13 protein-coding genes are annotated in these 15,642 nt (G+C 74.7%); 5 read left to right on the top strand and 8 right to left on the bottom strand.

Translation table 11 applies throughout. The features are described from left to right. Window positions 1-142: 142 nt before the first annotated feature. Genes O2W15_RS00670 through O2W15_RS00660 form a run of 3 tightly spaced genes read right to left on the bottom strand, consistent with a single transcriptional unit; the run spans window position 143 to window position 3,708 of the window. The gene (locus O2W15_RS00670; protein WP_269161863.1) at window positions 143-1,162 is read right to left on the bottom strand and encodes an ABC transporter permease subunit; all 1,020 of its coding nucleotides are present in this window, start codon (window positions 1,160-1,162) and stop codon (window positions 143-145) included. Next, window positions 1,159-2,712, bottom strand: a complete 1,554-nt coding sequence (locus O2W15_RS00665) for a sugar ABC transporter ATP-binding protein (protein ID WP_269177977.1) — start codon at window positions 2,710-2,712, stop codon at window positions 1,159-1,161. The genes O2W15_RS00670 and O2W15_RS00665 overlap by 4 nt, the downstream gene beginning before the upstream one ends. A gap of 30 nt (window positions 2,713-2,742) precedes the next feature. Then, window positions 2,743-3,708 carry an ABC transporter substrate-binding protein gene (locus tag O2W15_RS00660; RefSeq protein WP_269177976.1) on the bottom strand — a complete coding sequence of 322 codons (966 nt, stop codon included), beginning with the start codon at window positions 3,706-3,708 and terminating at the stop codon, window positions 2,743-2,745. A 240-nt stretch (window positions 3,709-3,948) separates the two neighbouring features. Here O2W15_RS00660 and O2W15_RS00655 point away from each other — a divergent pair, with 240 nt between their 5' ends. Continuing rightward, a complete protein-coding gene (locus tag O2W15_RS00655; protein ID WP_269177975.1) occupies window positions 3,949-4,956 on the top strand; it encodes a class I mannose-6-phosphate isomerase in 1,008 nt (335 codons plus the stop codon). An 84-nt stretch (window positions 4,957-5,040) separates the two neighbouring features. Here the strand turns inward: O2W15_RS00655 and yczE are convergent, their stop codons facing one another. Further along, on the bottom strand, window positions 5,041-5,697 hold the full coding sequence (gene yczE, locus O2W15_RS00650; RefSeq protein ID WP_269161867.1) for a membrane protein YczE: 657 nt from the start codon (window positions 5,695-5,697) through the stop codon (window positions 5,041-5,043). A 60-nt stretch (window positions 5,698-5,757) separates the two neighbouring features. Between yczE and yczR the strand changes: the two genes are divergently transcribed. Next, entirely contained in the window at window positions 5,758-7,140 is a 1,383-nt protein-coding gene (gene yczR, locus O2W15_RS00645) for an aminotransferase-like domain-containing protein (RefSeq protein WP_269177974.1), read from the top strand. 257 nt (window positions 7,141-7,397) lie between these two features. On the opposite strand, the gene O2W15_RS00640 is transcribed toward yczR, so the two are convergent. From O2W15_RS00640 to bla, 3 genes are all read right to left on the bottom strand, one after another. Further along, window positions 7,398-8,018, bottom strand: a complete 621-nt coding sequence (locus O2W15_RS00640; protein ID WP_269177973.1) for a hypothetical protein — start codon at window positions 8,016-8,018, stop codon at window positions 7,398-7,400. Window positions 8,019-8,067: 49 nt separating this feature from the next. After that, window positions 8,068-10,668, bottom strand: a complete 2,601-nt coding sequence (locus O2W15_RS00635; RefSeq protein WP_269177972.1) for a bifunctional FO biosynthesis protein CofGH — start codon at window positions 10,666-10,668, stop codon at window positions 8,068-8,070. A 128-nt stretch (window positions 10,669-10,796) separates the two neighbouring features. Continuing rightward, entirely contained in the window at window positions 10,797-11,735 is a 939-nt protein-coding gene (gene bla, locus O2W15_RS00630; protein ID WP_269177971.1) for a class A beta-lactamase, read from the bottom strand. Window positions 11,736-11,865: 130 nt separating this feature from the next. On the opposite strand from bla, the gene O2W15_RS00625 reads away from it, so the two are divergent. Both O2W15_RS00625 and O2W15_RS00620 read left to right on the top strand, forming a co-directional pair. Beyond that, window positions 11,866-12,756: a LysR family transcriptional regulator gene (locus O2W15_RS00625; protein WP_269161872.1), complete on the top strand. Its 891-nt coding sequence runs from the start codon at window positions 11,866-11,868 to the stop codon at window positions 12,754-12,756. Next, the gene (locus O2W15_RS00620; protein WP_269177970.1) at window positions 12,753-13,655 is read left to right on the top strand and encodes a serine hydrolase; all 903 of its coding nucleotides are present in this window, start codon (window positions 12,753-12,755) and stop codon (window positions 13,653-13,655) included. The genes O2W15_RS00625 and O2W15_RS00620 overlap by 4 nt, the downstream gene beginning before the upstream one ends. Window positions 13,656-13,659: 4 nt before the next feature. Here O2W15_RS00620 and O2W15_RS00615 read toward each other — a convergent pair whose 3' ends face one another. Next, window positions 13,660-14,169, bottom strand: a complete 510-nt coding sequence (locus O2W15_RS00615) for a flavin reductase family protein (RefSeq protein WP_269161874.1) — start codon at window positions 14,167-14,169, stop codon at window positions 13,660-13,662. Window positions 14,170-14,195: 26 nt separating this feature from the next. On the opposite strand from O2W15_RS00615, the gene O2W15_RS00610 reads away from it, so the two are divergent. Further along, the gene (locus O2W15_RS00610) at window positions 14,196-15,620 is read left to right on the top strand and encodes a dihydrolipoyl dehydrogenase family protein (RefSeq protein WP_269177969.1); all 1,425 of its coding nucleotides are present in this window, start codon (window positions 14,196-14,198) and stop codon (window positions 15,618-15,620) included. Window positions 15,621-15,642 lie beyond the last annotated feature (22 nt).

Raw genomic sequence — 15,642 nt, 5'->3', positions numbered from 1 at the left:
TGCGGTGATCGTGCCGTACCGGTCGCGCGCGGAGGAGCATCGCGCCCGCGACGACGACGCCCGTCCCGGTCGGTGGACCGGGACGGGCGTCGTGGGTCAGGGGCCGGCCGGTGGGCGACGGCATCCGCCCACCGACCCGGAGTCACGTGCCGGCGCGGGAGAAGCGCTTCAGGCTGTCCAGCGCGATGGCGATGATGATCACCACGCCCTTGATGATCAGCTGGTAGAAGAAGGGCACGTCCAGCAGGATCAGGCCGTTCGACAGCACCCCGATGATCACTGCGCCGACCAGCGTGCCGAGGATCCGGCCGCGGCCACCCGCCAGGGAGGTGCCGCCGAGCACGACCGCGGCGATGGCGTCGAGTTCGTAGCCCTGGCCGGCGGTCGGCTGGGCGGACAGCACCCGGGCGGAGAAGATGAGGCCGGCGACCCCGGCGGCCGCCCCGGCGAGCATGTAGGCCGACAGCAGCACCCGCTTGACGTTGATCCCCGCCAGCCGGGCCGCCTCCATGTTGCCGCCGACGGCGTAGACGTGGCGGCCGAACCGGGTCCGCTCCAGCAGGAACCAGAAGATCGCGTAGACGACGACCATCACGACCACCGGCTGCGGGATGCCGGCCACGCTGCCGTTGCCGATACCGCGGAAGCCCAGGTCGCTGGCGACCAGCGGCTGGCCGTCCAGCAGCGAGTAGGCCAGGCCGCGCAGGTACGTCATCGAGCCCAGGGTGACGATGAACGCGGGCAGGGCCAGCCAGGCGACGAACGCGCCGTTGAGCGCGCCGGCGACGGCACCGATGAGGATGCCGCCGAGCAGGGCCAGCGGCGTGGGCACCCCGTCGACCGCGAGCAGGACGCTGCCCACCCCGGCCACCGCGAGGATCGACCCGACGGACAGGTCGATGCCCGCGGTCAGGATGACCACGGTGAGCCCGGCGGCCAGGATCGCGTTGATCGAGACCGACCGCGCCACGTTGATGGCGTTGTCGACCGAGAGGAAGTTCGGCGCGAGGGCGGCCATCAGCGCGATGAGGATGAGCAGCACCAGGAAGATGCCGACCCGGTCCCACCAGTGGGCGATGACGGACCCGCGCCGGACCGCCGCCGGCTCGGGCTTCGTGTCCGGGAGGGGGTTCTCCGGGGTGGTGTCGGTGATCGGGTTCATCGGGCAGTCCCAGCGGTCTCGGTCGTGGTGGCGCCGTCGTCGTAGACGCCGGTGGCGTGTTGCATGACGCTCTCCTCGTCCGCCGTGCGGGCGTCGAGGGTGGCGACGATCCGGCCGTTGCGCATGACCAGCAGCTCGTCGCTGATCCCCAGGGCCTCCGGGAGGTCCGAGGAGATGACCAGCACGGCTGCCCCGGTCCCGGCGATCTCGTTGATCAGGCGGTAGATCTCGCTCTTGGCGCCGATGTCGACCCCGCGGGTGGGCTCGTCGAGGATCAGCAGCTTGGGCTTCTGCAGCAGCAGCCGCCCGAGCACGAGCTTCTGCTGGTTCCCGCCGGACAGCGCCCGCGACTCGAGCTTCAGCGCGTTGGACCGCACCTTGAGCTGGTCCATCACGCCGCGCACGGCCGTGAGCAGCGACCCGTTCCGGACGACGCCGGCGCTGCTGTGGTCCGGCAGCGTGGACATGCCGATGTTGTCCTTGACCGACAGGTCCAGGAACAGCGCCTGGTCCTTGCGACTCTCCGGCAGCAGCCCCACCCCGGCCTTGATGCCGTCGATGGGGTTGCGCACCTCCAGCGGTTCGCCGTCCAGGGTCACGGTCCCCCCGGTGCGGCGGTCGGCGCCGTAGATCAGCCGCGCCACCTCGGTCCGTCCGGCACCGATCAGGCCCACCATCCCGACGACCTGGCCGCCGCGCACGTCGAAGCTGACCGGTCCGATGTCGCCGGGCCCGGTGAGGTCCCGGACGGTGAGGCGGACCTCCCCGGACTGGTGGGCGTTGCGCACGTAGAGGTCGTCGATGTCGCGGCCGACCATCATCTTCACGATGTCGCCGGGCCCGACCTGCTCCGGCCCGCTCGCCCGCATGTCCCGGGTGCCGATGAGCTGCCCGTCGCGGAAGACGGTGACCCGGTCGGCGAGCTCCCAGACCTCCTCCATGCGGTGGCTGATGTAGACCAGCCCCATGCCGCGCGAGCGCATCGACCGGATGAGCTCGAACAGCTGCTGGCTCTCGGTGCGGGAGAGCGCGGCCGTCGGCTCGTCGAGCACCAGGACCTGGGCGTTCTCCGCGACCGCGCGGGCGATCTCGACCATCTGCTGCATGCCGACGCTGAGCCGGCCGATCGGCCGGTTCGGGTCGATGTCCGCGCCGACCCGGGCCAGCTTCTCCCGGGCCTGCGCGACCATCGCCCTGCGGTCCAGCATCCCGAAGCGCAGCGGCTCGTTCCCGGTGGCCAGGTTCTCGGCCACCGTCATCTCCGGGATGGTGTTGAGCTCCTGGTGGATGATCGCCACCCCGGCGGCCATGGCGTCGCGGGGCGAGGCCATGGTCACCGGGGAGCCGGAGATCCTGATGGAGCCGGTGTCCGGCTGGTAGTTGCCTGAGATGATCTTCATGAGCGTCGACTTGCCGGCGCCGTTCTCGCCCATCAGGGCGTGCACCTCGCCGGCCCGGACGTCGAAGCTCACGTCCGACAGGGCGAGGGTGGCGCCGAAGCGCTTGCTGATGCCCTCCACCTCGAGCAGTGGAGCTGTTGACCCAGTCACGAGAGTTCCTCCCACCAGCCGGTCACGCCGTCACCAGCCTTCGTACGAGCTCACGTTGTCCTTGGTGACGAGCGTCGGCTCGAGCAGGGTGACCCGCTCCGCCGGGGCGTTCCCCGCGACGATGTCCTTGCCGACCTCGAGGGCCTCCAACGCCATGCCACCCGGGTCCTGGGCGGCGCTGGCGACGAAGTTCGAGGCCGGGTCCTCCAGCGCGTTCACGGCCTCGGGGGAGCCGTCGACGCCGACGATCGTCACGCCGCTGCGGCCGGCCTGGGCCACGGCCAGGTCGGCACCGAGCGCCTCGGGGTCGTTGATCGCGAAGATCCCCTGGACGTCCTGGTTCGCGGTGAGCATGTCGGTGGTCAGGGCGAGTCCGCTGGCGCGGTCGTTGTTGCCGGCCTGGCGGGCCACGACGGTGATCCCGGGGTTCTCGGCGAGGACCTCCTCGCAGCCCTTCACCCGGTCCTGCGGAGCCGTCGTGGGGGTGCCCTCGATCATGAAGATGTTCCCCTGGCCCCCGAGGGCGTCCACCAGCGCCTGGCAGGACTGCCGGCCGGCCTCCACGTTGTCGGTCGTGACGGCGGCGGCGGCACCCTCGGCGTCCACGTCGACGGCGACGACCGTGATGCCCGCGGCCTCGGCCCGGGCGACCGCGGAGGCGATCCCGGAGCTGTCGACGGCGTTGAGCAGGATCAGGTCCATCCCCTGCTGGATGAAGGCGTCGATCTGGTCGTTCTGCGCAGCGAGGTCCTGCCGCCCGTCCTGCACGTTGAGGTCGAAGCCCTGCTCCTCGGCAGCCGCCTCCATGCTGTCCTGCATCGAGGCGAAGAACGGGTTGGAGATGTCCTGGAGCATCAGCCCGACCTGCTCCACCTCGCCGTCGCCACCTCCGCCGCCGCCCGCGCTGGTGTCTCCGTTGCTGCAGCCGCTGAGTGCCACTGCGCCCAGGATGATCAGGGCGGTGGACGTGGTCCGGGCCCGAGAGATCGACTTCATCGTCTGTTCCTCCGTTGGATCGTGCTCGAGTCGTGCACCGTAGGACGGTCCCGCCGTCCGGTGGACGGAGGGGACCGTGGACGGGCCGCCGGTGAAAGATAGCTTCGCTCACGACGCCCGCGAGGAGGGTGACGTCCGGTGTCTCCGACGGGTCGGTCGGCTGCCGGGTGATCCCCGTCCGGGAGTCAGCGCGCCTGCCCGGTACGGGTCCCGTCACCTCCCGCCCATCGAGGAGCCTGCATGTCCCTCTCGCCGATCTCGCTGCCCGGCAACCGACCACCGGACCGGTTCTACGCAGGCGGTGAGCGGATCGCTGAGTTCCGTGGCGTGCCGTGGACCGGCGGCAACCTGCCGGAGGACTGGATCGGTGCCACCAACACCCTGCACGGGGAGGACGTGCTCGGGCTCTCGGTCCTGCCCGACGGGCGCGTGCTGCGCGATGCGGTCCAGGCCGACCCCGTGGCCTGGCTGGGGGCGGCGCACGTGGCGCGCTTCGGCACCGACACGAAGCTGCTGACGAAGCTGCTCGACGCCGGCCAGCGGCTGCCCGTGCACGTCCACCCGGACACGGCGTTCGCCGCCCAGCACCTCGGGCGGGCCCACGGCAAGACCGAGGCGTGGGTGATCCTGCGCGGGGGCAGCGTGCACCTCGGCTTCGCCCGGGCCCTGTCGCGCGCGGAGGTGCACCGGCTGGTGCGGGAGCAGGACGTCGAGCCGCTCCTCGCGGCGATGCACCGGATCGAGGTCGCCCCGGGCGACGCCGTCCTGGTGCCCGCCCGGATGCCCCACGCGATCGGCGAGGGCGTCTTCCTCGTCGAGGTCCAGGAGCCCGAGGACCTCTCCATCCTGATGGAGTGGCGCGGGTTCGCCATCGACGGCGAGCGCGACGGTCACCTGGGGCTGGGCTTCGACCTCGCGCTGGAGGCCGCCGACCTGACCGCTTGCTCCACCGAGCAGGTCGGTCGGCTCGTGCGGCGAGCCGAGGGCAGCGGCTCGGTCCTGCCCGGGCAGGCGGCGGAGTTCTTCCGGGTCGACCGGATCGCTGCCGGCGCGGTGCTGGACGCCGGGTTCGGCGTCGTCGTCGTCACCGGCGGGAGCGGTCGGCTGCGGGCCCAGGGCGGGGAGCAGGCGACCCTGGTGCGTGCCGGGCAGACGGTCCTGGTGCCCCACGCGGCCGGGGAGCTGGTCCTGGAGACCGACGGCGGCGACGTCGAGGCGCTGTGGTGCCGCCCGCCGGTGGCAGGCTGATCGGTCAGTCGCTGCCCACCGCCTCCTCGGCGTGCGGGTCCTCCTCGCGGTGCGGGGTGGACGGCGGCACGAGGACGTCGTCGCTCAGTCGGTGGGTCCCACCGGCACTCCGGGCACCGCGGCGGGGGCCACCGCTCCGTCCCGGAGCCGGAACACGGGCAGCATGCTGTGCATCAGCGGCCCGATCGCGGCGGCGTACAGCACCGTCCCGACGCCGACGGTGCCGCCGAGCAGCCAGCCGCCGCCCAGCACCAGCAGCTCGATCGTCGTCCGCACGACCCGCACGGAGTGACCGCGGGCGGCGATGCCGGTGGTCAGCCCGTCGCGCGGCCCGGCGCCGAGCCCGGCGCCGATGTAGGCGCAGGTGGCCACCGCGTTGAGCAGTACCCCGGCCAGCAGCAACGGGATGCGGGCGCCGAGCGCCTCCGGTGCCGGCAGCAGCACCAGCGTGGCGTTGATGGACAGCCCGATGAGGACGACGTTGCACAGGGTCCCGAGGCCCGGGCGGCGGTGCAGCGGCACCCACAGCAGCAGCACCACCGCGCCGACCAGGATCGAGCCGGTGCCGACCTCGATGCCCAGCACGCCGGCCACCCCCTGGTCCAGCACGCCCCAGGGCATCTGCCCCAGCCCGGCCTGCAGCATCATCGCGACGCTGACGCCGTAGAGAGCCAGGCCGCCGAGCAGCAGCGCCAGCCGGGCGGGACGGCGGTCGACGGGCACCGGGTCGATCAGTCGCATGAGGCCACCCTGGACGACTTGGCCCTGCCCGAACAGGGCCAAGTCCCGCACAATGGCCCGGTGCGCACCGACCGGCTGGCCGACCTCCTGGGACCCTGGCTGGACGGCGGCCGGGCCTACGCGGGCGTGGCCGCCGGGATCCGCGGCCTCGCGCTCGACGGCCGGCTGTCGGTGGGCGCCCGGGTGCCCTCGGAACGGCAGCTGGCCCAGGCGCTGGGCCTGAGCCGCACCACGGTCACCGCCGCCTACGACGTGCTGCGTGGCGAGGGGTACCTGCACAGTGCGGCAGGTGCCGGCAGCCGGGTGACCCTCCCGTCCTCCGCGCCGGTCCGCCCGGACGCCGACCCGGGGGAGCCGGCCGTCGTCCGGGACCTCACCATCGCGGCCGCACCGGCACCCGCCCAGCTGCTCGACGCCGTCGCCGGGGCCACCGACGACCTGCGCCCGCTGCTGGCCGGCCACGGCCTGCACCCCTACGGCCTGCCCGCGCTGCGCACCGCGGTCGCCGGGCACCTGACCCGCCGCGGGCTGGCCACCGAGCCGGAGCAGGTGCTGGTCACCAACGGCGCGCTGGCGGGCTGGGACCTGCTGCTGCGCACCGTCACCCGGCCCGGGCAGCGGGCACTGGTCGAGCAGCCCACCTACCCCGCGGCGCTGGACTGCCTCGCGGCCCACCACCTGCGGCCGGTCGCACTGCCGGTGGGCGCCGACGGCTGGGAGCTGCCCGGCGCCGCGGCCGACGTCGCGCTGGTGACCCCGGACGGGCAGAACCCCACCGGCCTGCTCGCCGACGACGGCCAGCGCCGGGCGTTGCTGTCCGCCCTCGACGCCCCGGTGGTCGCCACGGACGAGACGTTCGCCGAGCTGGTGCTCGACGGCGCCCGGCCCACTGCGCTCGCCGCGCTCGACCGCCGGGTCGTGACGCTCGGCTCGATGAGCAAGGCGTACTGGTCGGGGCTGCGGGTGGGCTGGGTGCGCGCCGACCCGGCGCTGCTGGCCCGGCTCGCCCAAGCGCGCGGCACCGTCGACCTCAGCAGCCCGGTGCTCGAGCAGTTGGTCGCCGTCCGGCTGCTCGCCGTCGCCGACGAGGTGCTCGCTGACCGGGTGGCCTGGCTGACCGCCGCCCGGGACGGGCTGCTCGCCGCGCTCACCGCCCGGCTGCCGGACTGGCGCGTCGTGCGGCCGCGGGCCGGCTCGGTGCTCTGGGCGCAGCTGCCGGGGGAGAGCTCCACCCGGCTGGCCGCGCACGCCCTCGATCTGGGCCTGCGGGTGACCCCGGGACCGCGGTTCACCGTCGACGGCACCGCCGACCGGTGGCTGCGGCTGCCGCTGAGCGTGCCGCCGGAGCAGGCCGACGAGGTGGCCGCCGTGCTGCAGGCCGCCTGGGCGCGCACGGCGAGCGGCGCCGACAGCCGCCGCACCCCGTCCCGCTGGACCGCCTGACCGGCGGTGCCGCCTGGCGCCTGGTCAGCGCGTGTCCGCCCAGTGCCGCCGTTCGGGGCCGGTCGGCGGCGGATCGGTCGGCGGCGCGGTCAGGCTGGGGCAGCAGGCCCGGCAGGTCTCACCACGATCGCGCCCTGGCTGCTGCGGGCGATGCGCACCCCGGCGCGGACGTGCCGCAGCGGCTGGTGTCAGTCGTCGGGGACCTCCTGGCCTGCCATGCGCGGCGGGCCACCGCCGGCACCCGGCCCCGGCCCGGGTCAGGCGAGGCGTTCGGCGACCGCGTCGAGGTAGTCGTCGGCGGGGGTCAGCAGGGCGGGGTCATCGCCGTCCGTCCGGGTCACCACCAGCAGGACGACGGCACCGTCGGACACCAGCCGGCGGTCCACCTGCTCGGCCCCGGGGACGGTGCGGACGATCCGCGTCCCCGACCAGTCGTCGGTCGACCACTGCTCGACCTGCTGAGCGTGCGCCCCCGGCGTCTCGGTGACCCCGTCGCCGTCGAGATCGAGGTCCTGGGTGACCGTCCAGGTGCAGGCCGACGCGGCAACGGTGGCCTCGGAGACGAGGGTCTGGGCCGCGTCGGCGTCCTCGGCGGTCCAGAGGTACGCCTCGACGGTCGTGGGCGCCGACTGGAGGTACGCCGCCTCCGGGTCGCCGAGTCCGGCGGGCAGCCCCGGGGGCGTGCTGGCCGTGGCCGTGGGGTCCGGGTCGCACAGCGTCGCGGGCGTCGGCCGTTCCGCGACCGCCACGAAGCCGTCGAGGGACACGTCGAGCAGGTCCCTCGAGTCCGTGCCTCCGGTGCCACACCCGGCCAGCACCCCGCCGGCCAGCACGCCGCCGGCCAGCACCCGGCCGCTCAGCGCCGCTGCTCGTCCCATGCCGCCGCTCCCTCGTCGTCCCCGGAGGGGGAGGCTACGGCCCGAGCGGTCAGAGGAGCTTCAGGGTGAGGGCGCGCCGGCCCTCGTCGCTGCGGGCGGTGGCCATCCGTTCGGCGCTCGGGGTGCCGTAGTCCGTCGTCCGCTGGCGGGCCGGACGGCCGATCGCGGCGGCCATCGACTCCAGCTCGGCGATCGTCTTCAGCGACCCGTTGCCGGAGCCGGCCATCCGGCTGATCGTCTCCTCCATCAGCGTGCCGCCCAGGTCGTTGGCCCCGCCGTCGAGCATCGCCTGGGTGCCGGTGTCGCCGAGCTTCACCCACGAGGTCTGGATGTTGTCGATCCGGCCGTGCAGCAGCAGCCGGGCGACGGCGTGCACCGCCCGGTTCTCCCGGTTCGTCGGCCCCGGCCGGGCCACGCCGGCCAGGTAGATCGGCGAGTTGTGGTGCACGAAGGGGAGCAGCACGAACTCGCGGAACCCGCCGGTCCGGTCCTGCAGGGCGGCCAGCGTGCGCAGGTGGGCGACCCAGTGCGCGGGGGTGTCGACGTGGCCGTACATCATCGTCGAGGTCGTCGGCAGGCCCACGGTGTGCGCCGTCTCGACGATCTCCAGCCAGGTCGCCGTCGGCAGCTTGCCCTTGGTGAGCACCCAGCGGACGTCGTCGTCCAGGATCTCCGCCGCGGTGCCGGGGAGGGAGTCGACCCCGGCCTCCTTCGCCGCGGTGAGGAAGTCGCGGAAGCTCAACCCGGTGCGGGCGGCGCCGTTGACGACCTCCATCGGTGAGAAGGCGTGCAGGTGGATGTCGGGACGGCGGGACTTCACCTCCCGGGCCAGGTCGAAGTAGGCGGTCCCGGGCAGGTCGGGGTGGATGCCGCCCTGCATGCAGATCTCGGTCGCCCCGCCGGCCCAGGCCTCGTCGACCCGGTCGCCGACCTGCTGCATCGACAGGGTGAAGGCATCCGCGTCGGTGCGGCGCTGGGCGAACGCGCAGAACCGGCAGCCGGTGTAGCAGACGTTGGTGAAGTTGACGTTCCGGTTCACCACGTAGGTGACGTCGTCGCCGTTGACGTCCCGGCGGACCGCGTCGGCGAGCGCGCACAGGTTCTCGAGGTCGGTGCCGTCGGCGCCCAGCAGGGTCAGGTACTCGGCGTCGGAGAGCCCGGCCGGGTCCTGCTCGGCGTGCAGCAGCGCGGCCAGCACCTCCCGGTCGCCGACGGTCAGTGCGGTGGAGGAGCCGTCGCGGGCGGCGACGGTGGCCTCGCGCAGCTCCGACCAGTCGCCGTAGACGGCGTCGAAGTCGCTGCGCCGGTCACCGGTGCGGCCCACGGTGTCGATCTCGGTGTGCAGGTCGACCCGGCCGGAGGAGGTCCACGCCTCGTCCGGCTCCTGCCACGGCAGGCCCACCGGGAGCCGGCCCTCGACCGCCAGGCCGTCGGAGCCGGCGAGCGCGGAGACGTGCGGGCGCACCCGCGGGTCCAGCCACGGCTCGGGCTGGGTGACGTAGCCGGGCTGGGCGGCCAGCCGCTCGCGCAGCGTGAACCCGGCCTCGGCGCTCAGCGCGGCGAGCTTGTCGATGTTCGGCCACGGCCGCTCGGGGTTGACGTGGTCCGGCGTCAGGGGCGAGACCCCGCCCCAGTCGTCGACCCCGGCGCGCAGCAGCAGGCCCAGCTCGGTGGAGTCGCTCAGGTTCGGCGGTGCCTGCACCCGGGCGGACGGGCCGAGCATCAGCCGGCTGACCGCGACTGCGGCCACGTACTCCTGCAGGTCCAGGTCGTCGTGGGCGGCCATCGCAGTGCGCGGCTTGGCCCGGAAGTTCTGCACGATGACCTCTTGCACGTGCTGGTGCCGCCGGGCCGAGGCGCGGATCTCGGCGATCGCGTCGACCCGCTCGGCGTAGTCCTCCCCGATGCCCAGCAGCACGCCGGTGGTGAACGGGACGGCGGAACGGCCGGCGTCCTCCAGCACCCGCAGCCGGACGGCGGGCTCCTTGTCCGGGCTGCCGAAGTGCGGGCCGCCGGGCTCGGACCACAGTCGGGTCGCCGTCGTCTCCAGCATCATCCCCATCGAGGCGGCGACCGGCTTGAGCCGCTGGATCTCCTCCCAGGACAGCACGCCGGGGTTGAGGTGGGGGAGCAGCCCCGTCTCCTCCAGCACCCGGATCGCCATCGCCCGGAGGTAGCCCAGCGTGGAGTCGAAGCCGTGCGCCTCGAGCCACTCCGCGGCCACCGGCCAGCGGTCCTCCGGGCGGTCGCCCAGGGTGAACAGCGCCTCCTTGCAGCCCAGCGCGGCCCCGGCCCGGGCGACGTCGAGCACCTCGTCCGGCGACAGGAACGGCGCCTTGCCCTGCGCGCGGAGCTGGCCGGGCGTGGTCACGAACGTGCAGTAGTGGCACCGGTCGCGGCACAGGTGGGTGAGCGGGATGAACACCTTGCGGCTGTAGGTGACCACCCCGGGGCGCCCGGCCGAGGCGAGCCCGGCGTCACGCACCCGGGAGGCGGCGGTCAGCAGCCGGTCCAGCGGTTCGCCCTCGCCCAGCCCGCGGGCGTGCAGCAGGGTCTCGGCCTCGGTGGCGTCCAGCGTCACCCCGCGCTCGGCGCGCACCAGGGCGCGGCGGAGGGCGGAGTCGGTGGGCGCGGGGATGGGCTGGCTCATCAGGGTCACGACGCTAACCCCGCGTCCCGACACCCGCGTTCCCCGGCTCCCCGTCCGGCCGCCGGCCGGCCATGTCGGCCGACATGGCCGGAGCTCGCAGGGGCGGACGGGCCGCTCCGGCCCGGGGGTCAGCGGAGGGCGGTGGCGACCACCTCGGCGGCGCGGGCGACGACGGCGTCGGAGGGCTCGGCGTCGGCGCCGGGGTGGGTGGAGAGGACGGCGAGCACGATCGGGGCCCGTCCGGGCGGCTGGACGACGGCGATGTCGTTGCGGGTGCCGTGCTCCGCGCTGCCGGACTTGTCGGCCACCTCCCACCCGGCGGGCACGCCCGCGCGGACCAGAGCGGCCCCGGTGGTCGCCGTGCGCATCCACTCCAGCAGCAGCGCCCGGTCGTCGGGCTCGAGCGCGTCGTCCACGGCGACCGCCCGCAGGTCGGTGGCCAGCGCCCGGGGCGTGCTCGTGTCCCGCTCGTCGCCGGGGACGGCGGTGTTCAGCTCCGGCTCGTACCGGTCGGCCGAGGTCGTCTCGTCGCCGAGCTCGCGCAGCTCCTGCTCGAACGCCGCGGTGCCGCCCAGCTGGTCCACGAGCAGGTTGCCGGCGGTGTTGTCGCTGACCTGCACGGCGGCTGCCGCCACGTCGTGCAGCGTCATCCCGGTGTCCACGTGCAGCTCGGTCACCGGGGAGTACGTCACCAGGTCCTCGGTGGTGTAGGTGACCACCTCGTCCAGCTGGGCGGGCGTCGTCCGGTCGAGCACCGCGGCGGCGGCCAGTGCCTTGTAGGTGGAGGCGTAGGGGAAGAGCTCGTCGGCGCGGTGCTCGACGACCTCCTCGGAGCCGGTGTCCACGGCGAAGACCCCGAGCCGGACGCCGAACTCGGTCTCCAGCGCGGCCAGGGCGGCCTCGGCCGCGGCGTCGGTGGACCCGGTCTCCGCAGCGGAGGTGGCTGCGGAGGTGCTGGTCGCGGGAGCGGCGGACGGTGCGTCCGGCGAGCCGCAGCCGGTCACCAGCAGCAGGAACGGGACGGTCGCGGCCAGTGCGGCGCGCGTCCGGGGGCGTGGCAGGGACATGAGTCCTCCGGTCCGGGGAGGCGGCGGACGAGGAGGTCCGCCGCGCGACGACCCCACCCTGGGTGCCGGACGTCATGCGGTCCAAGACGGAAGTGGAGGGATCGATGCAGGATCGGCATAGGTTGGCGGAATGGACGTCCTCGCCGGGTGCCGGGCCTTCGTCGACGTCAGCGCCCACGGCACCTTCACCGTCGGCGCCGCGGCCGGCGGGATACCGCAGTCGGTCGCCAGCCGGCGGATCGCGGCGTTGGAGGAGCACCTGGGGGGCAAGCTGTTCGACCGCACCTCCCGACAGGTGCGGCTCACCCCCTTCGGCCGCGACCTGCTGCCCTCGGCCCGCCGGCTGGTGGAGCTCGCCGACGCGATGGCCGAGCAGGCCCGCAGCGCCCGGCACCGCCCGTTCCGGCTCGTCCTGCCCGAGACCTGCGCCGCCCCGGTGCTCGCGCAGCTGGTGCTCGACGCCCGGCGGCACGGCCTGCACCTGGAGCTGGAGAACGCCGGTCCGACCCGGCGCAGCGAGCTCGCGCACACCCCGGAGGTGGGCGCAGCGGTGGTGGCGGTGCCTCCGGAGGAGGCCGGCTGGCAGGTCCCCCTGGGGCTGGCGGGCCGGACCGCCCCTCGGACGGCGGTGGTGCACCTGGAGACCTTCCGGCCCGGCCGCACCGACAGCGGCCCGCGGCGGCGCATCTGGGTGCAGCCGGAGGACGACGTCCCGCACGTGCGCGACCGGCTCACCCGGCTCCGCGATGCCGTCGGGCTGCACCCCGGCCAGCTCGGCGTGGCCCGGTCGCTGGTCACGGCGGCGGCCCAGGTGCTCGGCTCGGCCGACGTGCTGCTCTGCTCCGCCGTCCAGGCCACGGAGCTCGGGCTGCACTGGCGGCCGCTGGGCGAGCTGGCCGTGCTGCGGGGCTACGACGTCGCCGGGCGGGCCCGGGAGGACGTGCAGCGACTCCGGGGTGAGCTGCACGCGTCGGTGGGGCGCTGCCTCGGCGTCCCGGAGCACGTCGGGCCACCGGCGTGAGCGCGGCGGTGGTGCTGCACGAGGCCCGGTCGGCGTTGCGGGTGGCCGGACTGCGGGCCGGGCTCCTGGTGCGGGACCTGGCGACGGGCGAGGAGATCGGCCTGGAGCCCGACGCGGTGTTCCCCAGCGCCTCGCTGGTCAAGGTGCCCCTCGCGGTGGCCACCCTGGAGCGGATCGAGCGCGGCGAGCTCGACGGGGGCACCCAGCTGCGGGTCGGCCCGGTCGAGGTGGGCGCACCCGGGCCACCCGGGATCAGCCGGTTCCGGCACCCCGCGACCATCGCCATCGATGACCTGCTCTACCTCGCCGTCGCGATCAGCGACGGGGTGGCCGCCGACGCGCTGTTCGAGCTCACCCCGCCGGACCGGGTGCGGGCCGAGCTCGCCCGGCTGGGCATCGAGGGGATCGCCGTCCGGCACCTGGTCTGCGACCTCACCGACACACCCGCCGAGCGCTTCACGGAGGACGAGGTGCACCTGGCGCACGTGCTCGCCCGGTCCGCAGGCACCGGCGGGCGAGGGCACGCGGTCGCCCAGCTGGACGTGACCAGGGCCAACTCCGGCAGCGCCCGGGCCCACGTCGACCTGCTGCAGGCGCTGTGGTCGCCCTCGGCGATCGCGCCCGCGGTCGCGCGACGGGTGCGCGACCTGCTGGGTGCCAACCTGCACCGGCAGCGGCTGACCCCGGACTTCAGCACCGACGCCTCCCGCTGGTCGTCCAAGACCGGCACGCTGCTCAACCTCCGGCACGAGGTGGGCGTGGTGGAGCACGCCGACGGGCAGCGGTTCGCGGTCGCCGCACTGTCGGAGTCACGAGTCGCCGCCGTGCACCAGCCGGGCGCAGAGGCCGTCCTTGCGCAGGTGGCCAGGCAGCTGCGGGACGTGCTGCGTGGCGGGTGAGCCGTCAGGGGCGCCGCAGCGGCGCACCCGCCCCGTCGGTCCAGCGGCCGCGCAGTCGCACCAGCGGGTCGCCGTCCCCGAGCACCGGGACGCCCTCCACCGTCAGCAGCACCACGACGTGGCTGCCGGCCTCGACCACCGAGGCGACCGTGCAGTCCAGCGCGGCCAGTGCGCCGTCCAGCACGATCGCGTCGCTGACCGGGGCGCGGTGCCACGGCACCGACTCCAGCAGGTGCCGGGCGCTGGGCCGCCCCGCCGTGGCGAACCGGCTGGCCAGGATCGCCTGCCCGGTGCTCAGCACGTTCACCGCGCCGCTGCCGATGCCCTGCAGCACCTCGGCCGGGTACCCGTCGGCGGCCAGCCCCACGGCGATCAGCGGGGGGTCGGCGGAGACGCTCATCATCGAGGTGACCGTCGTCCCCACGTCGTCGATGTCGTCGCGCACGGTCAGCAGCACGACACCGGCGGCGTACTGGCGCAGGGCGGCGGCGTGGTCGGCTGGATCGACAGGCACGGGGGTCAGTCGACCACAATGCCCAGGTGACCACTGCGGAGCAGACGTACGACGTCATCGTCCTGGGCGCCGGATCGACGGGGGAGAACGTCGCCGACATCGCCACCCGTGGCGGGCTGAGCACCGTGCTGGTGGAGAGCGAGCTGGTCGGCGGCGAGTGCTCCTACTGGGCGTGCATGCCCAGCAAGGCGCTGCTGCGCGGCAGCGAGGCGCTCGCCCAGGCCCGCGCCGTCTCCGGCGCCGCAGCGGCGGTCACCGGCGAGCAGGACGTTGCCGCCACCCTCGCCCGCCGGGACGGCTTCACCAGCCACTGGGACGACGCCGGCCAGGCGCAGTGGGTCGAGAGCGCCGGGATCGCCCTGGTGCGCGGGCACGGGCGGCTGGCGGGGGAGAAGCGGGTCGTCGTGGCCCAGGACGACGGCACGGAGCTGGTGCTCACCGCCCGGCACGCCGTCGCCGTCTGCACCGGGTCCCGCGGCGCCGTCCCGCCGGTCGAGGGTCTCGCCGACGTGCAGCCGTGGACCCCGCGGGAGGCGACCAGCGCCAAGGAGGCGCCGGGCCGGCTGCTGGTGCTCGGCGGCGGCTACGTCGGCAGCGAGATGGCCACCGCCTGGCAGCAGCTGGGCTCCTCGGTGACTCTGCTCCAGCGTGGGGGCCGGCTGCTGCCGGCGCTGGAGCCGGCCGCCGGCGAGGCGGTCGAGGCGTCGCTGCGGGCGATGGGCGTCGACGTCCGGCTGGGCAGCGAGGCGCGCTCGGCCCGGCGGGAGGACGGCGGCGACGTGGTGCTCACGACCGCCGACGGCGAGTTCCGCGGCGACGAGGTGCTGGTGGCCACCGGCCGCGCCGCCAACACCGACGAGATCGGGCTGGACACGGTCGGCCTGGAGCCGGGCGGGTACCTGGACGTCGACGAGTCGCTGCAGGTGCCCGGCGTCCCGTGGCTCTACGGCGTCGGCGACGTCAACGGCCGCCAGCAGCTGACCCACATGGGCAAGTACCAGGCGCGCCAGGCCGGCGCCGCGATCGTCGCCCGGGCGCGCGGCGAGCAGGTCGACCTGGCCGACTGGTCGCCGTTCGTCGCCACCGCCGACCGCCGGGCGACGCCGAGCGTGGTGTTCACCGACCCGCAGGTGGCGGCGGTCGGGATGACCGCCGCCCAGGCCGCCGACGCCGGCGTCCCGCACCGGGTCGTGGAGTACCCGATCGGCAGCATCGCCGGCGCCTCGCTCTTCGCCGACGGCTACGCCGGCACGGCGATCGCCGTGGTGGACACCCAGCGCGAGGTGCTGCTCGGCGTCACGTTCGTCGGCGCCGGCGTGGCCGAGCTGCTGCACTCGGCGACGATCGCGGTGGTCGGCGAGGTGCCGATCAGCCGGCTCTGGCACGCCGTCCCGTCCTACCCGACGATCAGCGAGATCTGGCTGCGCCTGCTCGAGACCTACCGGGGCTGACGGGTGCACGATGGCAGCCGGA

The sequence above is a fragment of the Modestobacter sp. VKM Ac-2979 genome (assembly GCF_026967995.1).
Lineage (GTDB): Bacteria > Actinomycetota > Actinomycetes > Mycobacteriales > Geodermatophilaceae > Modestobacter.
This window is presented reverse-complemented; position numbering and strand designations above follow the sequence as displayed.